Origin of the sequence: Pontibacter amylolyticus (assembly GCF_014638845.1) — a bacterium.
Lineage (GTDB): Bacteria > Bacteroidota > Bacteroidia > Cytophagales > Hymenobacteraceae > Pontibacter > Pontibacter amylolyticus.
Genome location: NZ_BMFP01000001.1, coordinates 260251 through 287107 on the forward strand (window position 1 = coordinate 260251; position 26857 = coordinate 287107).

A 26857-nucleotide genomic window follows, 5' to 3' on the forward strand; every position below is an offset into this window, starting at 1 on the left:
AATAGCTTGACAAATGACGTCACACAAGAGAATCTACTATTATAAAATATCCGAATTGAAGGCTCTAATACAATTAAAAAAGCCTCCCCATACTTTCTTAAAAACTATCCTTTGACCCATAGTTAAAGGAAAAGCGCATCAGGTATAGGTATAGAAATTCCTGAAATGCATACCTTATACCTCAGCGACGGATGTCGAACTCCTTCTGATCGCCGGTCTTAAAGGTATAAGCTTCACCACGAACCCCGATTTTCACTTCCTTGGACCAGCCTCTGTCAAATTTGATGATCAGTTTATCTCGGGTAATTTTCAGTTCTAGCCAGTGTCCGCGATAGCGGAGCTGCAGGTTGAGGCAGGGCATTTCGTCCGGAAGTACTGGGTTCAGCCACAGCACATTATCACGAATCTCGAGGCCGGTATAGGCGCGCTGCACCAGGTCTACCGTGCCGGCCATGGCACCCAGGTGTATGCCTTCGGCCGTGGTGCCTCCCTGTATATCTTCCAGGTCACTCATCAGGGCTGTCTCAAAGTTAGTCCAGGAGCGTTTACGGTCCGAACGGGCCAGCACCCAGGCGTGTACGATCTTACTCAGGGTGGAGCCATGCGAGGTGCGCTGTTCGTAGTAGGCAATGTTTTCAGGTATACGCTCGGGCCTGAAGTCGTAGTCAAGCTGCTGGAAGATGGAAATCAATTCTTCCGAAGAAAACAGGTAAAATAGCATCAGTACATCGGCCTGTTTGCTGGCTTTGTACTTGTTCACGCTGTCGCCTTCGCTTTCCAGGATGCGGTCAAGGCGCATGGCTTCGCCGTGCTTTACCCTGTACTTCGCCCAGTCGAACTCATGCAGCTGGTCGTAGCCGTCAAATTGCGCGATGATCCTGGTATCTTCCAGAAAAGGCACGTACATGCGCTTACCAATATCCTCCCAGCGTGTCAGGTGGTCAGGCGAGATATGCCGCTTGGTGAGCAGTTCTTGGTAGCGGGAGTCACCGATCACCTCTTTGAGCTGCAGCGCTTTCTGGATCACCCAAACGGCCATCACGTTGGTATAGGCGTTGTTATTCAGGCCTACTTCCTCAGAATCGGGATACTCGGTGTGGTACTCGTCCGGCCCTACCACGTGCAGTATCTCGTAGCGGCCGGTTTCCTGGTTGATGGTAGCGATCGTGGACCAGAACTGTGCGATATCCAGCAACATCTCAGCACCGTGGTAGCTCAGAAAATCGATGTCGCCGGTGGCCTGATAATAGTGCCACACGTTGTAGGCAACAGCCGAACTGATGTGCCGCTGCAGAAACGTGTTGTCAGGCAGCCAGCGCCCCGACTGCGGATTGAGGTGGATGACCTGGCTTTCCTCTCGGCCATTGCTGCCGCTTTGCCACGGAAACATGGCCCCTTTATACCCTGCCGCTTTTGCAGCACTCCGGGCCTCGTTCAGGCGACGGTAGCGGTACATGAGCAACTCCCGCGTGATGGCCGGCAGGTGCAGGTTGAGGAAAGGAAAGATGAAGAGCTCGTCCCAGAAGATGTGTCCCCTGTAGGCCTCTCCGTGCCAGCCGCGGGCGGGCACACCCACGTCCAGGTCGACGGTATGGCCCGAAACGGATTGCAGCAGGTGGAAGATGTGCAGGCGCAGCGCAGACTGCACTTTTGTGTTGCAGGCCGTGTCGAGGTCACAGCGGTTCCAGATGCGTTGCCAGGCCCGCTTGTGCTCCTCCAAAGACTCTTCAAAAGTTCCCTGCCGGATGCTGTTGGCGCAGGCATCCTGCAAAGGTTCGGAGGTAGCCCAGTCGCGGGAGGTATAGAGCAGCACGCTTTTCTCGAGCCGTAGAGGCTGGCCTTCTGTTGCCTGCAGCTTGTATACATGTTCGGTATAACCCTGTTCAATTTTGGTCTGAGGCAACACGCCACTGGCCTGTCCACTCAGGTATACCTTCGTGCGGGCAACCTGCGCCATGCGGGTCTTTGATTGCACAGTCTGCACCACCAGGTATAGGGTCTCCTCGTCGTACTGGCCCTGTTCCAATGTTTCGAGGTGCTGACTGGCCAGTGCGCGGTAACGGGCCACGCCACTGTTGATCACGCGGCCGTCGAGGGCGGCACGCAGCTCTACTTCCCCTGACCAGTTAAAAGGCGTCAACTGCCATTCCAGCGCGGCCAGGTGCGGGTTTGCCATGCTGACGATGCGGCGGGTGTTGAGTTTCGACTCGCGTCCCTTGCTGTCGCGGAAATGCACGAAGCGGCGCAGCACACCATGCTGCATATCAAGCTCCTGCTTAAAGTCGAGCACCTCGACATTGCTAATGTGAAACCACGCTTCGCCTGGCTGCCGGAAGGAAACGGGTAGCCAGTTGGGCCAGTTCACCAGGTCTTCGTTTTCGATTTGCTTACCGGCTACTTCGGAGGTGAGCCGGTTATAGCCGCCGGCCAGGTAGGTGCCGGGGTAGTGTAGGTCGTCTTCGGCAAGTGTTTCTTCAAATGCGCCACGGGTGGCAATGTAACCATTGCCTAAAGTGCAGAGCGCTTCGCGCAGGGTTTGCTCTTTGGGCACCCATTGGTTGTAGATGATGCTCCAATCAGCCATTACTTTGCTGTTTGATGGTGTCTGTCAGGTCTTCCAGGAAAATACGCACCTCATCCACACTTTCCAGTCGGTAGGTGGCGGCCGTTCTGTCGTCGTGCTCACCCACCAGTATACCTATCCCCTGCCCCTGGAGCTCTGCAAAAGCGTCTTCGTCCGTTATGTCGTCGCCGATGTAAAGCGGGAGGTATTTCCCGTTGTTCAAGCCCAGCTCCTCCATCAGCCACATCACCGCTTTGCCTTTGTGCCAGTCAATGTTTGGCTTGAGCTCGTATATCTTTTTGCCGTGGCCGATCTTCAGTTCCGGCATCGTGTCCAGCACTACGTCCACCGCTTTTCTAACGGCTTCTACCTGATCGTCGGCCACGTTTCGGTAATGCACGGCAATCGCATAGCGCTTCCGCTCCACCAGACTGCCCGCCACACCTTTGAGCTTCTCCTGCAAGATGCCATCCGCTTTGTCCAGGGCAGAAAGAGCGGCTTTGGCACCACCAGGCTCAGCGGCCATACCTCCCGGACCGGTAATATCGAATCCGTGGGAGCCGGCGAAGTAGAGGTTGTCGAGCTTGACCAGTTCTTCCACGTTCCGGCGGTCGCGCCCGCTTACCACAGCTACTTTGGTAACGGCAGTCAGCTCGTGCAGGGCAGTCCGCATCTCGTCCGACAGGATGGCCATTTCAGGTCGCTGCACAATGGGCGTCAGGCAGCCGTCATAATCCAGGAAAATGGCGGGGGTTTTGCCCTGAAACTTGGCTTTGAGTTCGGAGAGTTGGTCGAGGGCCGATGGTAGTTCCTGGGCCTCACTTTTCTGTATCATAGGATTGAATTAGAGGAGTCGAATTTGAGATTTTATACCTTAGGGAATTCCGCAATGACCTGGTCAGCGCCGCCTGCTTTCAGAGCGGCTTGATCGTGGGTGCGGTCTATACCTACCACCAGGCCAAAACCTCCGGCCTTGGCGGCCTGTACGCCTTTGCGGGCATCCTCAAACACGGCGGCCTGCCGGGGTGCTATACCTAAGCGGCGGGCGGCTTCCAGAAAAACATCCGGCGCGGGCTTTCCCTTCAGTCCCAGATGCGATGCCTGCAGCCCGTCCACGTGCTCTTCGAACAGCTGCTCTATACCTGCGGCATGCAGCACATCCACACAGTTCTTACTTGCGGATATAATGGCCGTGCGCATACCGTTCTGTTTTTGTTGTTTGATCCAGGCGATGGTATCATCATACACATCTACCCCACCCTGCCTAACCAATTCCTGAAAGTACATGTTTTTCAGGTTCCCGAGCCCTCCTACCGTTTCAAGCCCCTCTTCATCTTCGGGTGTGCCCTCCGGCAAAGTGATACCGCGTGACTCCAGAAAGTTACGAACGCCGTCGTATCGCGGAATGCCATCAATGTACTCCCGGTAATCGGTTTCTATGTCGAGCGGCTCGTAATGCCTGTCCTCTTTCTCGCCGCGCTTCTGCAGGTAGGCATCAAACATGCGCTTCCAGGCCTGGGCATGCACCCGGGCAGTCTGCGTCACGACACCATCAAGATCAAATATCAGGGCCTTGATGTTTTTCTCCTGGAGATTTTGCTGAAGGGTATTCATATTTTCGGTTAGTTTTAAAAAAAAAGGATACCAGACAAGCTAAAAGCCTGCGCACAGCTGTGGGGCTCACACCAGGTATACTTTTCGAGCGAGCACTGCAAAGAAATAAACTATTAAGGTATACCTTCTGTGCGCTCATGCGGCGGCACGTCAGGCGCCTGCTCCGGGTGGGTAGTTTGATGCTGCTCACCTGTTACCCCCTTCGGGTGGGTCGGTGGTGTCCTTTTCCCATCGTCCTCCTTCAATATCCTAGCTTTGGGCGATGCTTTATCGTTTGTCGGGTTCTTTTCTTCCTCTTTCATAGTCTGGGCTTTTGTTTAACATTCCTGTAAGCTTCATACGCATGAATTCCCTTCATCGAATGAAATCCACCGGTCTTAGACCTACGCAGCAGCCCGCTAAATGATACCTTTCATGTGCTCACTGCCCAAATTCCCGTATCTTTATACCTGAAAGGCTATATTTCCTGCCCATTCTGAAAAACCTTGCAGGCGCTTTAAGAGTAGTTCCTGCCGTAACACCTTGACAAAATAAAACATGCTACAATCCGACAATCCGACCCAAACGAATACCTGGAAAAAACTGGAAACACACTTCGCTGCGCTCAGGCACCAGCACCTGCGCGATTTGTTCAAGGCCGATCCGGATCGCTTCAAAAAATTCTCGTTTGAGGTAGACGGCACCCTGTATGATTTCTCAAAAAACCGCATCACGGAAGAAACGCTGGATCTGTTAACTGAACTAGCCGAGGAAACCAAAGTGCCGGCCGCCATCGAGAGCATGCTGCGCGGCGAGAAGATCAACGCGACCGAAGGCCGAGCCGTGCTGCATACCGCCCTGCGCAACTTCACCGACCAGGAGCTGATCGTGGATGGAGAAAACGTGCTGGAGGAAGTGCGTGACGCCCAGCGGCAGATGAAGGACTTCTGCGACCGGTTGCACAGCGGCGAGTGGAAGGGCTATACCGGTAAAAAAGTGCGGCATGTGGTGAACATAGGGATTGGCGGCTCGCACCTGGGTCCGCAAATGGTAACCGAGGCGCTCAAAAAATACCAGAAGCCGGATATTGAGGTGCACTTTATCTCGAACGTAGACGGCACCGACGCGGCTGAAGTGCTGCGCAAGGTCGATCCGGAAACGACCCTGTTTATTATTGCCTCCAAGACCTTCACCACCAAAGAAACCATCGCCAACGCCCACACGGCCCGCAGCTGGTTTCTGGAATCAGCCAAAGACGAGGCGCATGTCAGCAAGCATTTCGTGGCCCTCTCCACCAACACCGAGGCAGTCTCTAAATTCGGTATCGCGCCTGAAAACACCTTCCGCTTCTGGGATTGGGTAGGCGGCAGATTCTCACTCTGGTCAGCTATTGGTTTGTCGGTGGCCTGCGCTATCGGGTACGACAAATTTGAGGAGTTGCTGCGCGGTGCCGAGTCCATGGACAAGCACCTGAAAAACACCCCGACGCGCCAGAACATACCGGTGCTGATGGCGTTGTTGAGCATCTGGTATACCAACTTCTTTGAAGCGCAGTCGCATGCCGTGCTGCCTTACGACCAGTACCTGCGCCTGTTGCCGGAGTATCTGCAGCAATTGCAGATGGAAAGCAACGGCAAGACCGCCATGCGCAACGGCGAGTATGTCAACTTTCAGACGCAGCCGGTGATCTGGGGCGCGGCGGGCACCAACGGACAGCATTCCTTTTTCCAACTCATCCACCAGGGGACGGTGCTCATCCCTTCTGATTTCCTGGCCCCGGTCAACAGCCACAACCCGATAGGCGAGCACCACCCGATGCTGCTTTCCAACTTCTTTGCCCAGACCGAGGCGCTAATGAAGGGGAAAACCGAAGACGAGGTGCGCGCTGAATTAGAAAAGAAAGGTATGGCCGGTGAAGAACTCGAGCAACTCGTTCCGCACAAGGTATTCGAAGGCAACAAACCGTCCACCTCAATCATGTTCGATATGCTGACGCCCTATGCCCTGGGCAGCCTGATTGCCATGTACGAGCACAAGACCTTCGTGCAGGGCGTGATCTGGAACGTGTACAGCTTCGACCAGTGGGGCGTGGAACTGGGCAAGCAGCTGGCCGGCGCTATTGAAGAGGAACTGCTCCACGATAAGGCTGCCGAGCACGACAGCTCCACAGCCGGCCTGATCAGCTATTACAGACAAAAACGCAAATAGGCGAAAACCTTGCGACGAGGCTGCGTTTAAGGATGGTATCTATACCTTATGCAGCACCTATACCTTAAACCGACGCTTCTGCTGCTTATCACACTCTTGTTAAGCAGTTGCGCCGATAATCATTTTTACCAACAAGACGCATTGGTGCAGCCGGGGGAGTATGACCTGCCCCCGGCTGGCACTGACAGCGTGTGGGCAGTAGCCGGACGTCACTACGACCGCAGCTGGTTTTACCGCCTTTTCTGGGGCAACCACCACCGCGACAGCTGGACCACTCCGGTTCAACTTCCCGTGTTTGATCTTTCCCGCGTGCACGGCGGTATGAAAGTCGTGAAGAAAGGAGGCGGCTACCAAACCAGCAGTTTTCAACTCCAGGATAGCCTCGGCCGCATTTTCGCTTTCCGCTCCATCGACAAAGACCCGGTGCAGGTGCTGGCCAAGTTCTGGCGACCTACGTTCGTCTCCAACATCCTGCGCGACCAGATCTCTTCAGCCAACCCCTATGGCGCCTTGATCATACCTGACCTGGCCGAAGCGGCCGGCGTTTTCCATAGCTCCCCTGCCCTTTATTATGTTCCGAAAAGCGACACCTCCTTCGGTCAATATGCCGAAGCGGTGCAGGGCAAGGTATACATGCTCGAGGAGAAGTTTGATGGTATGGCCGACACACTGCGTATGTTCGGAAACGTCGCAGGATTTGCGGACTCCGAAGATGCCCTGCGCAACCGCTACGAAACAAACACCCATCATTTCGACCAAAGGGCCTTCGCCCGTGCCAGGCTCCTGGATGTGCTCGTCGGGGACTGGGACCGCCACAAAGGCCAGTGGGACTGGGCTGTCTACGAAGAGGGCACAGACACTAGCTATAAGCCCATCCCCAAAGACCGTGACCAGGTATTTTTGAAAATGGACGATGGCGCCATACCTTTTCTCGCCACCAGCAAGTTAATGGCCCGCAAGTTCTACTCTTTCGGACCGAAGATTACAGATGTGAAAGCTCTGATGATCAATGCCCGGTTCATAGACGAGCGCCTGCTCCATGCACTGACGCGCGAAGAATGGGTGGCGATTGCAGAGGATGTGCAGAAAAAACTAACCGATGAAGTGATCGAAAAGGCTGTGAAAAACCTGCCTCCAACCATCTATACTTTAAAAGGAGAAAGCGCCGTACAAAACCTGAAAAACCGCCGCAACCAACTGACTGAAGTAGCTGAAGAAATATATGAAATCCTGGCCAAAGAAGTCACCGTTGCCGGCACTGACCAGCCGGATGTTTTTCAGGTACGGCGGCTGGATGATGACCGCACCAAAGTGACGCTCTTACGGCCTGCCCAAACCGGTATACCTGAAAGGATACTCTACCAGCGGACATTCTCCCGAAATGAAACGGAAAGGCTCACGCTGCACGGCCTCAGCGGAGACGATGAATTTACGATTGAAGGAGATGTTTCAGAAGGTATACTGGTGGAGGTATACGGCGGACTGGGCGAAGATGAAATAACGGACAGGTCCTCGGTAAAAGGTTGGCGCAAAATGACCCACATCTATGACACAGAGCGCGGCAACGAAATCGAATTCGGCACCGAAGCCAAAGACCTGACCACAAGAGACGTGAAAGTCCACGCCTATGATCGGGAAGGAAACTGATTTAAGTTAGAAAGGTTAGAAGTTAAAAAGGTAGAAAGTAATACTTCTAATATAGTAACCTCCTAAACTTTTTAACTTCCGAACTTTATAACTTTCTAACTTCTAAGGCTTTTCTCCAGCATTTTCAGCACGAAAACTTCCATGCCTGTTAGGTGTTCTATTTTCGATTTGGTTGGGTCGTGCTTTTTAAGGTAACTCATCAGTTTGTCTTCCCGAAAGAGGTTTACCACCTCAGGGTGGATGTAATATTTGCTGCAGACCGTTGGGGTGTTGCCGAGGCCTTTGGCCACTTCTTTCACAGCTTCCTTTATACCTTTCTCTTTATCGAGTTCCGGGTCCTCATCGATGACACGCTCCAGGCACTCCACCATGCGCACGGTGCCGCCCCAGGTCCTGAAATCCTTCGCCGTAAAATCGTAGTCGGTCGCTTCACGCAGGTATTCGTTCACGTCGCCTGACTCCAGCGTTTGCCGCTCCCCATCTTCATCATAGTACTGAAACAGGTCGTAGCCCGGTATATCCTTGCACTTCTTCACCAACTGCGCCAAACGCCTGTCCTTCAGGTCGATCTTCTGCTCCACCCCTTTTTTGCCCACAAAAGAGAATGTCACTGTACTACCGTTGAAAGTCACGTGTCGGTCTCGCAAAGTAGTGAGTCCGTACGACTTGTTTGACTTGGCATAGGCGCGGTTCCCGATCCGGATCAGCGCATTGTCCATGATCGACACCACCAGCGCCGTCACCTTGCGCTTGTCGAGGTGGCGAGACTGAATGTCTTTTTGGATCTGCTCGCGCAGGGCAGGCAGCGACTTGCCGAACGTGATCATGCGGCCGAACTTGGTCAGGTTGCGGGCATGCTGCCATTCTGAGTGGTAGATGTACTGCTTTCTTCCTTTGTCATCGCGGCCGGTGGCCTGCAGGTGGCCGCGGGCCGTTTTCGCGATCCAGACCTCAGTCCAGGCAGGCGGTATCACCAGTTTATTGATGCGTTCAAGCGTTTTTTCATCCGTTACTTTCTCCCCTTTGTGGTCTAGGTAGTAGAAACCCGTGCCGGCCTTTTTTCGGGTGATGCCGGGCTTTTCGTCTGAGGTATAGCGCAAGCCCGCCCACTCGGCTGAGAGGGCAGGATCTTTATGTAAGTTGTGTAGTTCTTTATTCGTCATCGGCTGAGGCATTAGGCGCCTGCTGCCTATAATACATAAAACCCATGCAAAAGTTATGAGCGGTCTGGGCAGCGTAACAGCTTTTGCCTATACCTCCTCAACATTTCCCCTTATATTTGTCTCAGAAAAAAGACATATCCATGACCATCCATAAACAGATTTCTTACCTCTACGCCTTCTTTGGCGTGTTCCTGCTGGGCTGTGGCGCCGTGGCCGTCGACGTGGCCGGCGAGCAGGCCCGGACTGCCCTCTTTACAGGTATAGCCGGCGGCTTGCTGGCGCTGGTGGCAGGGCACTTCCTGAACAGAAAACACCGCTGGGGCTTCCTGCTTGGCACAGCCGAGGCAGGCCTGCTGACGCTCTTGCTTGGCTGGCGCTCCGGCACCTATTTCATTCGCTTGCTTCAGATGGTGCAGGAAGCGCCGGAGCCTAACTCCACCCAGACGGCAGGTATGGCTTTTCTACTCACAACCGCCATGCTGGTAGTGGCGCTTCTGACCCTGGCCGTGTCCGTTATGTTCGCTAAACAAGTGTTTGCCGAGACAAAATAGGCGTTCGTCTATATTTTCTTATAGCATTAAACCTTTATGTGTTATATTGGTCCTAACACAAGACCAATCGTTCACCTAAAACAAATTATATGCTACAGAAAATCGGTTTGAGTATCGTGCTCACGGCCAGTGTGGTCAGTGCAGCCGAGGCGCAGACAAAACTCGTGGAAAAGGTAACCAAGAAAAGCGATGAGCTGGTTATACCTTACGAAAAATACAAACTGGCCAACGGCCTCACCCTGATCGTGCACGAAGATCACTCGGATCCGGTGGTGCATGTGGACGTGACCTACCACGTGGGCTCAGCCCGCGAAGAAGTAGGCAAGTCCGGCTTCGCGCACTTTTTTGAGCACATGATGTTCCAGGGCTCCGACAACGTGGCCGACGAAGAGCACTTCAAGATCGTGTCGGATGCAGGCGGTACCCTGAACGGCACCACCAACCGCGACCGCACCAACTATTTCGAGACTGTGCCAAGCAACCAGCTGGAGACAGCCCTGTGGCTGGAAGCCGACCGCATGGGCTTCCTGCTGGACGCCGTAACCCAGAAGAAATTTGAGGTTCAGCGCGAAACCGTGAAGAACGAGCGTGGCCAGAACTACGACAACCGTCCTTATGGTCTGGTGTACGAGAAAACATCGCAGCACCTGTACCCGCACGGCCACCCCTACTCCTGGACCACGATCGGTTACATCGAGGACCTGAATCGCGTGAACGTGGACGACCTGAAAAACTTTTTCCTGCGCTGGTACGGCCCAAACAACGCGACAGTAACCGTGGGTGGTGATGTGAATCCGTCTGATGTGGTGAAACTGGTGGAGAAATACTTCGGCTCTATACCTACCGGCCCGGCCGTGCAGGACATGAAGCCCATGGTCGCTTCGCTTAACGCAGACCGTTATATCTCTTACGAGGACAACATCCGCTTCCCGATGCTGCGCGTAACATACCCGGTGCCGGAAGCTGGTCACAAAGACGAGCACGCACTGGACGTACTGGCTGAGATCCTGGGTCAGGGACGTAACTCTATCTTCTACAAAAACTTTGTGAAAGAGCAGAAAGCCATGCAGGCTTCCGCCATGAACTCTACTTCAGAGCTCGCCGGTGAGTTTGGCATCAGCATTATGGCGTATCCAAACAGCACGTTGGCTCAGATGGAAGAGCTCCTGCGCAAGTCTATCGCGGAGTTTGAAACACGCGGTGTAACCGACGAAGACCTGCAGCGCTACAAAGCCTCTGCCGAGTCGAGCCTGGTGAACAGAATGGCAAGCGTGAGCGGCAAAGTGTCGCAGCTGGCTGCCTACGAAACCTTCCGCAACAACCCGAACTACCTGCAAGAGGAAATCCGCCGCATCAACGCGCTGACCAAAGCGGATGTGATGCGGGTGTACAACCAGTACATCAAAGGCAAGCCTGCCGTGATCCTGAGCGTGGTGCCGAAAGGCAAGCCGGAAATGGTGGCCAAAGCCGACAACTATACTGTTGACACCAAGGCGTCAGTAGCACAGCCTCAGGACTACAGCGGTTTGAGCTATACCAAGGCAGTTGACTCTTTTGACCGCAGCAAGCGCCCGGTTGCGGGTCAGGCCAAAGCGGTTAGCGTGCCTAACTTCTATACCGCCAAGTTCAAGAACGGCATGAAGGTGATCGGCACCAAGTCGGATGAGATCCCAACCGTAACGCTGCAGCTGACTATACCTGGCGGACACCGACTGCTGGCCAATAATGCTGGCAAGGCAGGCATCGCTTCGCTTACAGCCTCTCTGATGAATGAGGACACCGAAAACTATACCTCGGAAGCCTTCACCAGTGAGCTTGACAAACTGGGTAGCTCAATCCGCATTGGTTCAGGTACAGAAGACACCTATGTAACGGTGCAGTCGCTGAAGAAGAACCTGGACAAAACACTGGTGCTGCTCGAAGAGCGTCTGTTCCGTCCGAAGTTCGCGCAGGATGACTTTGAGCGCCTGAAAAAGCAGCAACTGGAAGGTATAGCCAACCAGTCGACACAGCCGACGGCCATTGCCAGCAGCGTGTACAACAAACTGCTGTATGGTGACAACCACATCATGGCCATCCCGACCTCGGGTACCACGGAGTCAGTTACCAGCATTACCCTGGATGATGTGAAGCAGTTCTACGCAGCCAACTTCACTCCTACAGGCGCTGAATTGGTAGTGGTAGGCGATATCAACGAAAAGGAGATCATCGGCAAACTCGGCTTCCTGAAAAACTGGAAGAAGAAAAACGTAACGGTGCCTGCCGATGTGAAAGCGCCTGCTATCGCAGCCACGAAGATTTACTTTGTGGACAAGCCGGATGCTGCGCAGTCAGAGATCAGAATCGGCTACGTAGCCCTGCCCTACGACGCGACCGGTGAGTACTATAAAACTTCGCTGATGAACTTCGTGCTGGGTGGCGCCTTTAACAGCCGCATCAACTTGAACCTGCGCGAAGACAAAGGCTATACCTACGGCGCCCGCTCCGGCTTTGGTGGCAGCCGCTTTGCAGGTCCGTACACGGCTTCTGCCGGTGTGCGTGCTGATGCCACAGCCGCTTCGGTGGTGGAATTTATGAAAGAGATCAACGATTTCAGAACCAAAGGCATCACAGAAGATGAACTGCAGTTCATGAAAAACTCGATCGGTCAGTCAGATGCCCGCCAGTACGAGACGCCAGCACAAAAGGCGAACTTCCTGGGCCGCATCCTGCGCTACGACCTGAAGAAGGACTACGTGAGCAAGCAGACGCAGATCCTCAACAACATGTCCAAGCAGGAAATCGATGCCCTGGCAGCCAAGCACCTGCCGGCCGACAAGATGCACATCGTGGTAGTGGGTGACAAGAAAACCGTGTTGCCTGAACTGCAGAAGTTGAGCTACGAAGTGGTGGAGCTGGACACCAACGGCAACCCCGTAGGAACCTCGTCCGTAAAATAGGCCATACTACACTTAGAAAAAGCCCCTGAATATCAGGGGCTTTTTTATTTGCACGAATTTCTGCGCTATACCTGTCCCCACTCCTTCCAACCAAGGCTATTTTTAATCCGTAAGGGCATACTAAAATCTAATCGCGCAAGTTCTAAGCATGTTGCAGGGGGATGTTTTTCGGCTTATACCTATGCAGCGCTTCAACTTATTTTACCACTCTTAACCAAATGAAGAAATATCTCAAAATTACTGCACCCTGGCTGCTTGTCTTTGTCAGCGTGTTTTTCGTGAGCAGTTGCAAAGACAATGAAGGCGTGATCTTCTCCATTCAGGACGACATCCGGCTGGGAGAGCAGGTGTCACAGCAGGTAGACTCCACCTTCCGTGCACAAGGCAAACTGCTGGAGCGCACCTCTACCAACGCCAACGTGAAAAAAGCCTACACCCACCTCGACCGCATCGTGAACCGGGTGCTCAACTCCGGCGAGATCAAGTATAGAAATGAATTCGTTTGGACAGTGAAGATCATCGACGACCGCGAGACACTGAACGCTTTCGCTGCTCCGGGAGGGCACATTTACGTGTATACCGGCCTGATGAAGTTCCTGGACGACGAAGACCACTTTGCCGGGGTGCTGGCGCACGAAATAGCCCACGCCGACAAGCGCCACAGTGTGCAGCAGCTGCAACGCGACTATGGTATAGCGCTGCTGCTATCCGTAGCGCTGGGGAACAATGCGGGCACGCTGCAACAGATCGCCGGTCAACTGGCCGGTACACTGGCAGGCCTGCGCTTCAGCCGGGGAGCCGAAACAGAGGCCGACAATGCCTCGGTGGTATACCTGGATGGCACCGACTACTATGCCTGCGACGGAGCAGCCGGTTTTTTCGTAAAGCTTAATTCACAGGCGCAGGGCAGCAATCCGCCTGAGTTTCTGAGCACACACCCGAACCCGGACAACCGCGTTGAAAACATACAGCAGCAGGCCAAACAGCGCGGCTGCGCAACAGACGGAGCCGCTAATACCGACTTCATCGAATTGAAAAAAAGCCTGAACCTATAACATGCGAAGGTCTGCTGCACGGCAGGCCTTTCTGTTTGACCTCTATACCTGCCCACTATGAAAAAGATAAAGAATACGGCCGCAAAAGCTGTCTTGAAAGCAGAAGAGAAGTTTGACACCCTGACTTTTAACCTGCGCCGCAGGCTCAACATGTTCGGGCCGCTGCATATTATAGCGTACCGCAGCTACGGCACGCCTACCCGCCTCTATGTAAAAGGCCGTGTGCTGGTCGATAAGGGCATCACTTTGTCGGAAGCCAATGATACGCTTTGGGAGAACATCCTGAATATGTACAAGCGCTTCAATAGCCGGGAGATACCGGGCGCGCGCATAGAGCTGTGCCTGGGAGATCAGAAGCACGAGATCACGACTGATACAGAAGGCTATTTTGTGCTGAACCTCGCCCCGGAAAAGCCACTAGTACTTGAGGATGTCTGGCACACGATTGATGTCACGCTTTCCGAAGCCCCCGTCGAAGTGGAAAGCCCGGTAAAGGCACAGGCACATGTGCTCGTACCGCCTCCCGATGCCGAGTATGGCATTATCAGCGACATTGACGATACCATCGTGCGTACGGGCGCCACGAACCTGCTGCAGACCGGGCGAAACGTACTGCTCAACAACGCGCACTCCCGTATACCTTTCCATGGCATCGCTTCTTTCTATAAGTCTCTTCAACTGGGCCGTAACGGCAAACGCAACAATCCGTTCTTCTACGTTTCGAGCAGCCCCTGGAACACCTATGACCTGCTCTATCATTTTCTGGAACTGAACGAAATTCCGCAGGGTCCGCTCCTGCTCCGGGATTTCGGAATAGACGAGAGCAAGCTCGGTGCCTCAGACCACATGAGCCACAAGTACAAGGAGATCGAGAACATCCTGATTACGTACCCTGAGCTCAAGTTCATTCTGATCGGCGACAGCGGACAGCAGGATGCCGAGATTTACGCCGAAGTAGTGCGAAAACATCCGGGCCGCGTGCTGGCCATCTACATCCGGGATGTGAACATCGAAAAGCACACGACCAAAGTCGTCAAGATCTTCGACGAGTTTAAGGATAGCAAAGAGGTGGAAATGGTGCTTGTTAAAGAAACCCTGGAAGCCGCTGAACACGCTGCCAATTGCGGTTATATCTTCACGGAAGAAATTCCGGAAATTGCCAGAGAAACCAAAGTGGATGCCGAGGGAGACGAGTAAGTTTAGGAGTTTGGGAGTTTAGAAGAAAAGAATTAGAAATTGAGAGTTAATGAGAAGTGGAATTGCGGACAAAATAATGCTGTCACCTTTCTTATATTCCTAAACTTTCAAACTCTTAAAATCCCAAACTCTTAAACTTGATTAGCTTGAATGATCTGCTACGATCTTCCACCCTTCCGGAAAGCGCTTGAGGATGATGGAGAAGTGTCCCTGGAGGTCGCCCAGTTGGGCTTCGCGCTGCAGGTGCCATTTGCCCACCACCAGCATGTGGTCTGCAGCCAGGTGGCGCATCTCTTTCAGGTCGAAGGTCAACTTACCCATGGCTGCCGGATCAGGGTAGCTCTTGCGGTAGTTGTCCAACGTCTTCTGCCAGCCGTAGGTCAGGCCGCTTTTACCTACAAACAGCAGCGAGTCGGATTTCCAGTAGTCCTGCATAAAGCACTCGAGGTTGCCCTGGCTCCAGCAGGCCGACTGCGCGGCCAGCATGTCGCGCACCTGCGCTTCTGCCGCCGCTGTATCGTGCATGGCAGGTGCATTGGTGGTAAGCTCCACCTGTTTCTCTTCGTTCTGCTGACAAGCCGTGAAAGACAAGCCTATACCTAGGGCCAGTGCGGCAATAAACTTATTTCTTTTCATCTTTTTGGGGAAGTATGGTTTTGATATAAGTAGTTCCACCCAGTCGGCCCATGGCGCGGGCTATACGACGCTGCCTGCCTAATACGTAGGCCGACGGTCTTTCGGCCGAATAGCGAATGGGGTTGGGCAGCACAGCTGCCAGGCGAGCCGCCTCCTGCCGCCCAACCTTCGCAGCCGGTTTTCTAAAGTATTTCTGGGAAGCAGCCTCTACGCCAAACATCCCGTCTCCCATCTCGGCAATGTTCAGGTATACCTCCAGGATGCGCTGCTTTCCCCACAGCAATTCGATCAGGAAAGTAAAGTAAGCCTCTACGCCTTTGCGCAGGTAACTGCGGCCATGCCACAAGAATACGTTCTTGGCCACTTGCTGACTGATGGTGCTGCCTCCCCGGATGTTCTTCCCTTTCTGATTGCGCTTGAAGGCATCGGCAATGGCATCGAAATCGAAACCGTTGTGCTCCAGAAAAAGCTGGTCTTCGGACGCCACCACGGCCAGCGGCAGCTGCTCTGACATCTCCTCCAAAGAAACGAACTTATACCTGATCACGGGGTCAGCTTTGTCGGCTGTGCCGGCTTCGGCGCGCCGCTTCACCATATGCAGCGTGGCCGGTGGCGCCACCCAACGGTATACCAACACCCACAGCACACTCAGGAGCACGAGGCTCAGCAAAAGCTTTGTGATGATAAGCCTGATCTCACGAAAGCCCAGCCGTTTCTTCTTCATTTTCAGCGTTCAAAAAATAAGTGCGCAAAGCTAAGCGTTTTGGCTCATATTGCAACAAAAGCGGCGTGGCTGAATTGTCATACTTAACACGCGTCCGAACATACCCGTATTCCATATACAAAACACGAACTTGTCTGTTATAGAGCTAAAGAAATGGCCATGCAAAAGTACCTCCCCTTGTTCCCTCTGAATATCGTGGTATTTCCGGGCGAGAAGCTGAACCTGCACATCTTCGAGCCCCGCTACAAGCAGCTGGTCTACGACTGCCTCGAAAGCGGCAGTACATTTGGCATACCTACCTATATCAATAATAGTGTGGGCCTCTACGGCACAGAGATCAAGCTGCTGCAGGTTGAGAAAAAATACGAAAGCGGCGAGATGGACATCCGTACGCAGGGTTTGGGCATCTTTAAAATACTGAAGTTTGATAAACAGGCACCCGGCCGGCTGTATGCTGGGGGGCAGGTGGAGGAAGTAGAGAACCTGGCCGATGAAGATATTGTGACGAAGGAACAAATACGTGAAAAACTACGTGAACTCTACATGGCCTTAGGTATAAGCAACATCTTTCTGGACCTGCCCAATAACTTCACATCCTATGACGTAGGCCATCATTTGGGCCTCAATACCGAACAGGAGTATACTTTATTGCAGTGTAACAGCGAAGCCCTGCGGCAAGAGATGATTTTGCAGCATCTCCTGCAAGTATTGCCTATCGTAGCCGAAACCGAGAAACTGAAGGAGCGCGTCAAGCTCAACGGTCATTTCAAAAACCTCACGCCACCCAACTTCTGATGCTGCTATACTTCCTTATCATACCTACCGTGCTGTTTCTGGTTTTTGGGCTGTTCAGCTACTGGCAGGAGCTCAAATACCGCAACAAGCCGTTCTACAAACTTTCGGATGTAGGCTGGCGCAAGTGCCTGCCTAAACCGGAGGCGCGGCTGGTGCACAGCATCGCGTTTATGGGTGACGTGGGCTATGTCGCAACCGACGGCACGGACCCTGTCATGCGGCTCCTGGAGGAGTGGCAGCAGAATACAGGCCCCGATGGGAGCGTCCTGTTCCTGGGAGATAACCTCTACCCGGTGGGCATGCCTGCCGAGACGCACCGCCACTACCCTGCCGCCAAAGAGCGTCTGGATTTCCTGCTAGGGCAAATGGGCGCTTACGCAGGGCGCAAGATTTTTCTCAGCGGCAACCACGACTGGAACAAAGGCCGTGCTAAAGGACTGGAGTATGTGCTGCGACAGGAAAAATACGTGGTGGACACGCTGCAGGACGAGAACAGTTACCTGCCCCGGCACGGTTGCCCTGGCCCGGAGGCTATACAATTAGCAGAGGGGTTGCTCCTGGTGATCATCAACACACAGTGGTGGGTGCAACGCGGCGAAAAGCCGATGGGTATCGGGCAGGGCTGCCCTTATGATGACATTGAGGAATTCTTTGTGCGTCTGAACCAGATCCTGCGGCGTAACCGACACCAGCGCATCGTGGTGGCAGCGCACCACCCGCTTTACAGCAATGCGCTTCACGGCGGCAAATTCACGATCAAGCAGCATATCTTTCCGCTGACGGCCGCCCACAAACGCTTTTATATTCCATTGCCTATCTTCGGCTCTTTATATCCTTTTTACCGTCAGCTATTCGGGGCCTATGAAGACATGTCGCACCGTAAATACCGCAAGATGCGCAAGCGCCTGCTCCGTATCTTCCATCAGTACAGCAACATTGTATATGTGGCGGGGCACGACCATAACCTGCAGCACTTTGAGGTGCGGGACAACCATTACATCGTAAGCGGCTCGGGCAGTAAAACCTCCTTTGTAAAAAAAGGCGGCAAAGCCACCTTTACGTTGGAGCAGCGCGGTTTCTTTGTGCTCAACTACTACGACACAGGAGAGGTTTGGATAGAGGCGCTCGCCGTCCCGGAAACAGAAGACGTCCCAAAGCCAGGGGTTGTCGTGTTCAGGAAAGAGCTTGGCACCGTTTTGCAGCCCAAAGTACAGGCACAGCAGGTATAGCTTCTAATTATGCCTCTTCAGGTATAGGCAGAATCACTTTGAGGCTTTTGGGGTGCATCGTCACTTTGATCACCTCATCCAGTTCAGCCGGCTCGCCGTCGATGTGCACCACTTCATGGTCTACGTTGTAAACGGTGGCCTTGCGGCAGCTGATGCGTCGGGTATAGATGGAGCCATCAATATTATCGGTATACATCCTCACCAGCAACACAGGCGCGGCAGCTTTTGGAAAAGGCTCAATCAGGCAGATTTCGAAGCGCCCGTCGTTCAGGATTCCGCTGGGGTTGATGGCGGCATTGCTCCCAAAGGCGTTGGCATTGGCAATGGTCACCATAAAGGCCTGCCCCTCAAAATTCTCCGTGTCAGTCTCTATGCGATAAAACTTGGGCTCGTAATTCATGTACTCCTGCAGGGCTATCCAGGCATAGGCGCCCGGTCCGCGCTTATCCCCTTCGCAAAAGCGCTTTACGACCAGGGCGTTAAATCCAAGATCGCTGAGATGAATTGAAGGCTTCCCATTCAGGTCGATGGTGTCGATGTTGCGCACAACGTGTTCGTGGATCAGTTGCAGGGCCTCTTCCGTATCCTGAGGTATACCCAGGTCTTTTGAGAGTCCGTTGCCGGAGCCAAGCGGTATAATGCCCAGGGGGGTCTGCGTGCCGATCAGCAGGGCGCCGACCAGACTGACCGTGCCATCGCCCCCAACTGCAAAAACAGCGTCATAGGTATTTTCCTCCATGAGCTGCTTGATCTGCTCTAAGTCACTTTCGCCTGTCGTGCGATAGATCGTGCACTTGATCTGATGATCAGCACATTCTGTCTTTATCTCATCTTCCAGTTCCTCTTTGTCGATATCACCTGCTATGGGGTTGATGACAAACAGGAGGTGATGGAATTTTATGTCTTTTTGCGTAGGCATGGTGTGATGTCAGTTTATAGTTGAGAGCCCGGTCTTATTCTACAAGGCCAGCAGGCAAACCGTTGGGATACTCCTGTTGGATGGCGCGCTCTATCTCCGCGATGCGGTTGCCTGGGTTAGGATGCGTTTGTGCGAATTCAGGACCACTGGCACCGCCACTGGCCTCCTCGAGTATGCGCATCACCTCGATCATGGCCCTCGGGTCGTAGCCTGCCTCCCCTGTCAGGCGCACCGCCAGCCTGTCCGACTCCAGTTCATCTTCCCGGCCGTAACGCATGTTCATCAGTTTGCCGATCATAGCGGCAGCCACGGCACCGCTTCGGGAGGCAGGATTATCGGGATCGTAAGTGGCAATGGCAGCGGCACCGGTCAGGCCCTGTGTGAGCTTTGCCTTGGCTAATTGCTGGGCAGAGTGCCGGCCGACTACGTGCCCTATCTCGTGGCCCAGCACGCCTGCCAACTGCGCCTCAGAACTCAGCCGACGAAGCAGACCCGCCGTGATGAAGATCTGCCCGCCTGGCAGGGCGAAGGCATTGACGGTCTTCTCATCGGCCAGCAGATGAAAGTCAAACTTATAGGGTGTTTCATTCACGCGGGTATTCTGGACAAGCCGCTGCCCGATTGCGCTCACCTGGGCTCTCGCCTGCTCGTCCGGGTGAAGCCCACCATATTGAGAGGCCATTTGGGGTGCGGTCTGTAACCCAAGGGCGATCTCCTGCTCTACGGTCATATCCACGTGCTGCATCTGGCCGGTAAAATCATTTTCCTGCCTGTTGCACCAGTACGTGACCAGCGATACCGCCGCAATCAGGATGGCAATGATAAATTTCATGACTGCTCTCATGTTACTCTATACTTACATGGTTCTAATTATATGTTTTGTAAATGCCCTGCTCACCGGCCCGCTTTTACGGGAAGCCTGGTGTTGGCCGGCCGTGTTTCATCAGCGTATACTTTCATTGTATTAAAAAGTATACGCAAGCGCCATGAAAATAATAGAGACTGCAGGCTAGACAGCATGCAAGAATTCATAAATAGCTACCCTATTTTATATGAATTTCGTAATACACTAAAATCGCTGCAAAATCAGCTTCAATTAAAACAGAATATTATGAATATGAAAAGAACATTCGGTGCCATTCTGACCATATTAGGTATAGTCGGCATCATCTGGGGCGCATATGCCTTTGTTATGGGAGGCGACGGCGCTGCTGTTGGCAAGTACACGGCCGCCGTTCCCTTTATTGTAGGCCTGATCTTTTTCTTCGCCGGTATTAACCTGGTGAAGACGACGAAGGACCAGACCTAGGCGCAAAGACCATTAAAACCAAAAAAAGCCACACCGGATCTCGGCGTGGCTTTTTCATGTAATCTTTTGGTCCACCTAGGCGTTCGCAGGCAGCATATCCTGTAGCGATGCAAATCCTTCGATGGCTCTCTCAACGTTTAAATAATCGGAGGTATAGGCCTTGTCTGCACTGTGGATGTAGAGTACCGTGTTGTTCTTGATCAGCTCGATCACGTCTCCGGAAATAGCTCTTGGCACCGCCGGGCAACCCAGGCTGCGGCCCAGCCGGCCATACTGCTTCACAAAATCTTCACTCACGTAGTCAGCACCATGCAGTACGATGGCACGCTCCATGGCTTTTGAGTTATACTGCTCGTCCATACCTGACAAACGCAGCGAAAGCCCGTGCTTGCCATGGTAGGTTTTATCGGTCAGGTAGAAACCCATGCTGCTCATGTTGGAATTGGGCTCGTTTGAGAATTTCTCAGCTTTTACATTGCCCGTGTTACGGCCATGCGCCACCAGGTTGTTATAAATCACTTTGCTCGCATCCAGGTCTATGATCCACATGCGCTTCTGGTTGCTCGGCTTGGTGAAATCAACCACCGTCAGGATCTGCTTGTCAGTAGCGGTCAGTTCATCCTGTTTGAAATTGTGGTAACCGGTGTAGGCACGCTCAAACACACTGTAAGAAAGTCCTGCCTTTTGTAACCCCGCTCTGTTGTACACGTCCAGCACATGCTCCTCGAAAGCGATTTTCTTCTCAGTAAAGGAAAGGTTGGCAAGTGAAGTGGAAGTCAAAACAGTTTCCGCTGTGCGTCCCATCGGATCAGATTCGTCGTGTCGGGCTCCGCCGGGAGTGGCTATCAGCATGAAACTCAAGGCAAAAGAGGTAACAGTGGCTCTTATCATAGGGCTATTCTTCTTTATCAGGTTTTACGCAATTAATGTACTAACAGGAAAAAACACAACAATTGTTCCCTCAAAAGATGTTTAGGTCCAATTTGCAGGGCTTTCCCCCGCCTGGTGACCGGCTGTATATGCTAAACGTTTGTATACCTGAAGCTTAGTATACCGGGACTATTTATTTTTATTTCCAGAATCATCCAGTGCTTTATAAATTAGAGCATTTACTTGTATGCCAAGGCCGGAAGCTGCAATTTTGAGGTAAGAGAATAGCACATGAAAACGTACTCCTTCTATACCCTGCTACTGATGATGCTAATGGGCTGCGCAGACCCCGCCCGCATTTCAGGCTTCGACAGTGAGAAATGGCAGCAAGATAAAAAAGGCTGCCAGGGACAACGAAACACGATGGTCAATGACTTTGAGGCAATACGCCGCGACCTGTACGGGCGCCCTGAAGCAGATGTAAAAGACATTCTGGGCAAACCTGATGCAGAGCAACTGATGCGTCGGGGACAGCGTGTTTTCATCTACTACTTTGAACCCGGCTCGCAGTGCAATGAGCGGAATAAACTTTCCGAAGCTAACCGGGCTGAGGTCCGCTTTAACGCCCTGAGCAAAGTGAGCGAGATCACCTACCTGCGTCCTATACCTAGTTCAAAATAAATCAAAAAGCCCGCTTTTAGGCGGGCTTTTTGATTTATGCTTACCAGTGATTATTCTTCTTCCTTCCCGGTCAGCATATTAACGTGCTGGCGCCCTTCCAACTCCAGGAATTGCTTCAGCTGCTTATCATTCAGGATGCCAGCCATCACCTTGTCAAGCTGTATCTGTATTTCTCTGTAGGTACGCTGTAGTTCTATCGGATCTTCCTGTCTCAGTTCGGCTTCTGTCATCAGCTGGTAGCGTTCCTGGTGTAGCAGTTCAACCTGCTTTAGTTGCTCTTCGCTTAGATTCAAATCGCGCTTCATTTCCAGGATAGCCATCTGCGGACCACTTAGACTGATGGCCAGCACTTTCTTATCCAGCTCATCGTCAGTCTCTGCCAATCGCTGCGCCTGTGTCGTACTTACTGTTAATCCTAGTATGATTAAAAAAGGTATAATTCTTTTCATGGTATTCGGGTATGAGGCCATTACCTGGCTATGCTAAAGTTATATAGTGTTATGAACGGAATTACATTATTTAGGTTCTGCTTAAAGACGCACATATTTTATATTTTTCCAATAGTACATCCGACCGCATTTTAGCACAAAATTGAAATATTTCAAAATATATTTAAATTATAAAAATAACTTGTATTCAAATTTAGCTATATCGTAACTAAACCCTTGGAGAACAGTACACAAAACAAACGGTCGAAATAGTATTTTTAATAGTGGCTCCAGGTTACGCAGCAGCGTCTCCCCCATACAAAGTGAAATAAACATGAAAACTAAATATTATAATCCCAGTTCGCTCGAGGTTAACTTTGCCAAAGCATTTCAGGACTTAGCACAGCAACTTGAAGACAGGCTTGACGCAGGTAAAGTCGTCAATATCACGCCTATACATGATGCTGACAACCCCATGGTGATATATAAGCTTAAAGATGAGGAAGGTGATTTACATGAAGTAGTTGTACAAATCATACAGCGGCCAGATAATCTGGTGAGCTGATCTGACAATATAATCCTAAAAGAGAAAGGCGACCCGGGATATACCTGGTCGCCTTTCTTATTGTATCTCTGGTGTGAATGAAGCCGGTTCAGGGACTGCCGGGCACTTTGTGGTCGCGTCGTTTGAACCACTGCATGGCAATGAACGACACCATAAAGCCCGATATCACGCCTTCCAGCATCAGGACGATAAAAATTACCACACCCGGTGTGATCGCCATCCGATCGCCGAAGAACTGTTCGCCGGCAAGAACTTTTAGCAGCCCGTCATCGAACGCTTTAATATAAATGACCATAAACGCGGCAAATACCACTGTTGCCAGGACGGAAGTAATGACGCCCACTCCCAGGCCCTCAAAATAACCGATATTGCCCTGCCGCATGATCTTAAGAGCCCGTATGGACAGGGTAACACCGACAGCCATGATCAGGCCATTGAGAAAGCGCAACTCAATAATATGCGAGAGGCCTACTACCTTCATGAGCAGAAAGTAGCTGACCAACGCAAGTGCTGTAAACAGGCCGTATTTTAGGCCAATTTTTTCCATAGTAGGTGCTTGAAGTGTCTTTATATGAGGCTGCTAAAACAGAACGCTACGATCAGATGCGCTCTTGAATAGCATGTTCTTCCCGCTTAAACCACTGCATGGCCACAAAAGCGATCAGGAAGCCTGGGATGGTACCGTAAATAATGGTGAGCACAAAGAAGGACAACACCGACAAACTCACAGGGAACAGCGCACTGGACTGCAGACTAGCCAGGTATGCTGTGTCTAAGGTTGTCAGGTAGATGACCATGAACAGGGCCAGTATGGTAGAGGAAACCACGCCCGTGGTAGCCCCGATCGCCAGCCCCTGGAAATAGTTGATGTCCCCTCCTTTCGCTTTTTTGAATTGCGAAATAGCAACTGTTATACCTATAATCAGGAAGATCGCACTCAGGAAAGAAAGCTCCACTCTGTTTTGAAGGTTCAGCAGGCGCATGATCAGGAAAAAGAGCACATGCGCTATACCTACGAAAATACCATATTTCAGTGATACCTTTTGATATGTGATTCTTGAAAGTGCCATATGTATACTGTTTTGTTTAGAGTCCTTAGTTTTTAAAAGTGAACAGATTAGTCGCACGATTGGTTATAAAAAAGAGCTTGTCCTACACAAAGCTCCCCAAAGCAGGTGCGATCTGCCGTATATAATTAAATCAATATACTAGAGAACATGGGTTGGTGTTGTGATTTGAGTCATTAATTTTTCGGGTCACTCCCCGAAAGGCTTCATTTCAAAGCAATTAAGCCGCCCCCTGTGAACCCTTAGCCTATTGGTTTACAGCAATTTGAAAAAAAGACGGTTTTTATTTCGTAATTTTGCACCGCAATCGTTTCATATACTCATTTTAAGCTATCTATGATCAGCACCAACAATGTAAGCCTGTCTTATGGCAAGCGTACCCTGTTTGAAGACGTTACCATCAAATTTTTGCCCGGCAACTGCTACGGCCTCATCGGGGCCAACGGTGCGGGCAAATCCACCTTTCTAAAAATACTCTCGGGTGAGATTGACCCGAACACCGGCACCGTGGAGATCCCGGCCAATGCCCGCCTGGCCGTATTGAAGCAGAACCACTTCGAATACGACGAGTCTCCGGTATTGCAGACCGTTATCATGGGCCACAAGCGCCTGTTTGACATCATGCAGGAAAAGGATGCCATCTATGCCAAAGAAGATTTCTCGGAGGCTGACGGCGTGCGGGCTGCTGAACTGGAAGGCGAATTCGCTGACCTGGAGGGCTGGAACGCTGAGTATGAAGCGGCTGAACTCCTGAGCGGCCTTGGCATCACCGAAGACCTGCACTACGCCCTGATGAAAGATCTGAGCGGCAGTGAAAAAGTGCGTGTGCTCCTGGCGCAGGCGCTCTTCGGCAATCCGGACATCCTGCTGCTCGACGAACCGACCAACCACCTGGACGCTGAGTCGATCATGTGGCTGGAGAACTTCCTGGACAACTTCCAGAACACCGTGATCGTGGTGTCGCACGACCGCCACTTCCTTGACGCCGTGTGTACGCACGTGGCCGACATCGACTTTGGCAAGATCAAGATGTTTGCCGGTAACTACGGTTTCTGGTACCAGTCAAGCCAGCTGGCTTTGAAGCAGCGCTCTGATGCCAACAAGAAGACAGAAGACAAACGTAAGGAACTCGAAGAATTCATCCGCCGCTTCAGCGCCAACGCTTCCAAGTCGAAGCAGGCGACCTCACGTGCCAAGTTGCTCGAGAAGCTGACGGTAGAAGACATTCAGCCTTCCTCACGCAAGTACCCCTACATCGCCTTCAAGCCAGAGCGCGAAGCTGGTAACCAGATCCTGCACGTCGAGAACCTGACCAAATCGATCGATGGGCAGCCGCTTTTCACGAACATCTCCTTTATGATCGACAAAGGAGATAAGATCGCGGTGATCGGTCGTAACGACATTGCCGCTTCCACTTTCTTTAAGATCCTGTTCAACGAAGAGCAGCCTGACTCAGGTGAGTTCAAGTGGGGAACCACCATCACGGCCTCTTTCTTCCCGAAAGACAACCAGGAGTTCTTTGATACGAACCTGAACCTGGTGGACTGGCTGCGCCAATATTCGGTGGAAAAAGACGAAAGCTTTATCCGCGGATTCCTGGGCCGCATGCTGTTCTCCGGTGAGGAGTCGCTCAAGAAGGCGAACGTGCTGTCGGGTGGAGAGAAAGTGCGCTGTATGTTCTCCCGTATGATGCTGCAGTCCGGCAACGTGCTGGTGTTTGACGAACCGACCAACCACCTGGACCTCGAGTCGATCACGGCGCTCAACAACTCACTGCGCGACTTCGATGGCACCATCCTCTTCTCTTCGCATGACTTGCAGTTTGTGGACACGATCGCTAACCGTATCATCGAGCTGACGCCACGTGGTATCATCGACAAACGCATGGGCTATGAGGAATACCTCTCTGACGAGAACATCAAAGAGCTGCGGAAAAAAATGTATGCCACAGCCAAGGTATAGCATATAAACCAGCGACAACCTGTAACCGATCAAGCTATGCCGCTACGCTTCAGCTACAACATCCTGGTACTGACCCTGTGCTGCCTGCTTGGCAGCACAGCGGCCATGGCCCAAACCGAGCCCGACACGGTGCGCCGCAAACGCGAACTGCCCACAAGACCTACAGTGGAACCACAACAGCAGCCCCGTGTCACGCCACCACAGCCGCAGCCGGAAGTGATCCGCTCGCAGGTTGTGCGTCCCGGCGAAGAGCCACCAAAGGCACTGATCGACCGCATGTTCTGGGGCGGCAGCTTCGGCCTGCAGTTCGGCACCTTTACTAACATATCCTTGTTGCCAGTGGTTGGTTACCGGGCTACCGAAACGTTTTGGCTAGGTATAGGCGGGGTATACCACTACCAAAGCTTCAGAGGAGAGCGCATGCACAATTATGGTGGCCGTGTGTTCGCACAACAGCAGATTTTTGAAAACTTCCTGATCCATGGTGAGTTTGAGCAACTGAGCGTGGAGCTCCCTTTAATGAACTATAACACCGGCGTATATGAGTTTAGCAGGCGCTTTATAGGTATACCCATTGCCGGGCTCGGGTACAGGCAGCGGATTGGCGAACGTGGGGCAGCCGATATACTGCTGCTCTACAACTTCAATGACTCTTATGCCTCGCCCTACTCTAACCCGGTTATCCGGGCAGGCTTTAGCTTTCCATTCAGGAAGTAGACGGAGCGCAAAGGTATAAACGTAAAAAAGGCTGCAAAT

Annotated in this window: 26 protein-coding genes; 13 read left to right on the top strand and 13 right to left on the bottom strand. The window is 52.3% G+C overall.

Annotation, left to right across the window (positions count from 1 at the left end):
- Positions 1–181 precede the first annotated feature (181 nt).
- The 4 genes from IEV97_RS01110 to IEV97_RS01125 form a co-directional block, all read right to left on the bottom strand.
- Positions 182–2584, bottom strand: coding sequence for a glycoside hydrolase family 65 protein (locus IEV97_RS01110; protein WP_188499665.1), 2403 nt, complete (start codon positions 2582–2584; stop codon positions 182–184).
- Entirely contained in the window at positions 2577–3398 is an 822-nt protein-coding gene (otsB, locus tag IEV97_RS01115; RefSeq protein ID WP_188499666.1) for a trehalose-phosphatase, read from the bottom strand. The genes IEV97_RS01110 and otsB overlap by 8 nt, the downstream gene beginning before the upstream one ends.
- 32 nt (positions 3399–3430) lie before the next feature.
- Positions 3431–4177: a beta-phosphoglucomutase family hydrolase gene (locus IEV97_RS01120; protein ID WP_188499667.1), complete on the bottom strand. Its 747-nt coding sequence runs from the start codon at positions 4175–4177 to the stop codon at positions 3431–3433.
- A gap of 113 nt (positions 4178–4290) precedes the next feature.
- On the bottom strand, positions 4291–4479 hold the full coding sequence (locus IEV97_RS01125; RefSeq protein ID WP_188499668.1) for a hypothetical protein: 189 nt from the start codon (positions 4477–4479) through the stop codon (positions 4291–4293).
- 235 nt (positions 4480–4714) lie between these two features.
- On the opposite strand from IEV97_RS01125, the gene pgi reads away from it, so the two are divergent.
- Both pgi and IEV97_RS01135 read left to right on the top strand, forming a co-directional pair.
- Positions 4715–6364: a glucose-6-phosphate isomerase gene (pgi, locus tag IEV97_RS01130; RefSeq protein WP_188499669.1), complete on the top strand. Its 1650-nt coding sequence runs from the start codon at positions 4715–4717 to the stop codon at positions 6362–6364.
- A gap of 48 nt (positions 6365–6412) precedes the next feature.
- Positions 6413–8011, top strand: a complete 1599-nt coding sequence (locus IEV97_RS01135; RefSeq protein WP_188499670.1) for a hypothetical protein — start codon at positions 6413–6415, stop codon at positions 8009–8011.
- A gap of 95 nt (positions 8012–8106) precedes the next feature.
- Here the strand turns inward: IEV97_RS01135 and IEV97_RS01140 are convergent, their stop codons facing one another.
- Complete coding sequence (locus IEV97_RS01140; RefSeq protein WP_188499671.1) at positions 8107–9174, bottom strand: DNA topoisomerase IB; 1068 nt, start codon at positions 9172–9174, stop codon at positions 8107–8109.
- A 140-nt stretch (positions 9175–9314) separates the two neighbouring features.
- On the opposite strand from IEV97_RS01140, the gene IEV97_RS01145 reads away from it, so the two are divergent.
- From IEV97_RS01145 to IEV97_RS01160, 4 genes are all read left to right on the top strand, one after another.
- Positions 9315–9725, top strand: coding sequence for a hypothetical protein (locus IEV97_RS01145; RefSeq protein WP_188499672.1), 411 nt, complete (start codon positions 9315–9317; stop codon positions 9723–9725).
- 89 nt (positions 9726–9814) lie between these two features.
- Positions 9815–12664: a M16 family metallopeptidase gene (locus IEV97_RS01150; RefSeq protein WP_188499673.1), complete on the top strand. Its 2850-nt coding sequence runs from the start codon at positions 9815–9817 to the stop codon at positions 12662–12664.
- A gap of 218 nt (positions 12665–12882) precedes the next feature.
- A complete protein-coding gene (locus tag IEV97_RS01155; RefSeq protein WP_188499674.1) occupies positions 12883–13719 on the top strand; it encodes a M48 family metalloprotease in 837 nt (278 codons plus the stop codon).
- A gap of 57 nt (positions 13720–13776) precedes the next feature.
- Complete coding sequence (locus tag IEV97_RS01160) at positions 13777–14916, top strand: App1 family protein phosphatidate phosphatase (protein ID WP_188499675.1); 1140 nt, start codon at positions 13777–13779, stop codon at positions 14914–14916.
- A 141-nt stretch (positions 14917–15057) separates the two neighbouring features.
- Here the strand turns inward: IEV97_RS01160 and IEV97_RS01165 are convergent, their stop codons facing one another.
- Entirely contained in the window at positions 15058–15552 is a 495-nt protein-coding gene (locus IEV97_RS01165; protein ID WP_188499676.1) for a YybH family protein, read from the bottom strand.
- The gene (gene mtgA, locus IEV97_RS01170) at positions 15539–16276 is read right to left on the bottom strand and encodes a monofunctional biosynthetic peptidoglycan transglycosylase (protein WP_188499677.1); all 738 of its coding nucleotides are present in this window, start codon (positions 16274–16276) and stop codon (positions 15539–15541) included. The genes IEV97_RS01165 and mtgA overlap by 14 nt, the downstream gene beginning before the upstream one ends.
- 159 nt (positions 16277–16435) lie before the next feature.
- Here mtgA and IEV97_RS01175 point away from each other — a divergent pair, with 159 nt between their 5' ends.
- Together IEV97_RS01175 and IEV97_RS01180 are read left to right on the top strand one after the other, a co-directional pair.
- Entirely contained in the window at positions 16436–17071 is a 636-nt protein-coding gene (locus tag IEV97_RS01175; RefSeq protein ID WP_188499678.1) for an LON peptidase substrate-binding domain-containing protein, read from the top strand.
- The gene (locus tag IEV97_RS01180; RefSeq protein WP_188499679.1) at positions 17071–18300 is read left to right on the top strand and encodes a metallophosphoesterase; all 1230 of its coding nucleotides are present in this window, start codon (positions 17071–17073) and stop codon (positions 18298–18300) included. Before IEV97_RS01175 ends, IEV97_RS01180 begins: the two co-directional genes overlap by 1 nt.
- 7 nt (positions 18301–18307) lie before the next feature.
- Here the strand turns inward: IEV97_RS01180 and IEV97_RS01185 are convergent, their stop codons facing one another.
- Positions 18308–19219, bottom strand: coding sequence for a diacylglycerol/lipid kinase family protein (locus IEV97_RS01185; protein ID WP_188499680.1), 912 nt, complete (start codon positions 19217–19219; stop codon positions 18308–18310).
- Positions 19220–19253: 34 nt separating this feature from the next.
- Positions 19254–20051: a M48 family metalloprotease gene (locus IEV97_RS01190; RefSeq protein WP_229733733.1), complete on the bottom strand. Its 798-nt coding sequence runs from the start codon at positions 20049–20051 to the stop codon at positions 19254–19256.
- 285 nt (positions 20052–20336) lie between these two features.
- Between IEV97_RS01190 and IEV97_RS01195 the strand changes: the two genes are divergently transcribed.
- Complete coding sequence (locus IEV97_RS01195; protein WP_229733734.1) at positions 20337–20528, top strand: hypothetical protein; 192 nt, start codon at positions 20337–20339, stop codon at positions 20526–20528.
- A 75-nt stretch (positions 20529–20603) separates the two neighbouring features.
- Here the strand turns inward: IEV97_RS01195 and IEV97_RS01200 are convergent, their stop codons facing one another.
- Positions 20604–21419, bottom strand: coding sequence for a murein L,D-transpeptidase catalytic domain family protein (locus tag IEV97_RS01200; protein WP_188499682.1), 816 nt, complete (start codon positions 21417–21419; stop codon positions 20604–20606).
- A gap of 270 nt (positions 21420–21689) precedes the next feature.
- On the opposite strand from IEV97_RS01200, the gene IEV97_RS01205 reads away from it, so the two are divergent.
- Entirely contained in the window at positions 21690–22079 is a 390-nt protein-coding gene (locus tag IEV97_RS01205; protein WP_188499683.1) for a hypothetical protein, read from the top strand.
- A 50-nt stretch (positions 22080–22129) separates the two neighbouring features.
- Here the strand turns inward: IEV97_RS01205 and IEV97_RS01210 are convergent, their stop codons facing one another.
- Positions 22130–22528: a hypothetical protein gene (locus IEV97_RS01210; RefSeq protein WP_188499684.1), complete on the bottom strand. Its 399-nt coding sequence runs from the start codon at positions 22526–22528 to the stop codon at positions 22130–22132.
- Between the two features lie 313 nt (positions 22529–22841).
- Between IEV97_RS01210 and IEV97_RS01215 the strand changes: the two genes are divergently transcribed.
- Complete coding sequence (locus IEV97_RS01215; protein ID WP_188499685.1) at positions 22842–23072, top strand: SH3 domain-containing protein; 231 nt, start codon at positions 22842–22844, stop codon at positions 23070–23072.
- Between the two features lie 88 nt (positions 23073–23160).
- On the opposite strand, the gene IEV97_RS01220 is transcribed toward IEV97_RS01215, so the two are convergent.
- Together IEV97_RS01220 and IEV97_RS01225 are read right to left on the bottom strand one after the other, a co-directional pair.
- Positions 23161–23619, bottom strand: coding sequence for a DUF4199 domain-containing protein (locus IEV97_RS01220; protein ID WP_188499686.1), 459 nt, complete (start codon positions 23617–23619; stop codon positions 23161–23163).
- Positions 23620–23671: 52 nt separating this feature from the next.
- Complete coding sequence (locus tag IEV97_RS01225; protein ID WP_188499687.1) at positions 23672–24142, bottom strand: DUF4199 domain-containing protein; 471 nt, start codon at positions 24140–24142, stop codon at positions 23672–23674.
- Between the two features lie 333 nt (positions 24143–24475).
- On the opposite strand from IEV97_RS01225, the gene IEV97_RS01230 reads away from it, so the two are divergent.
- Positions 24476–26101, top strand: coding sequence for an ABC-F family ATP-binding cassette domain-containing protein (locus IEV97_RS01230; protein WP_188499688.1), 1626 nt, complete (start codon positions 24476–24478; stop codon positions 26099–26101).
- Positions 26102–26137: 36 nt separating this feature from the next.
- The gene (locus IEV97_RS01235) at positions 26138–26818 is read left to right on the top strand and encodes a hypothetical protein (RefSeq protein ID WP_188499689.1); all 681 of its coding nucleotides are present in this window, start codon (positions 26138–26140) and stop codon (positions 26816–26818) included.
- Positions 26819–26857: the final 39 nt, after the last annotated feature.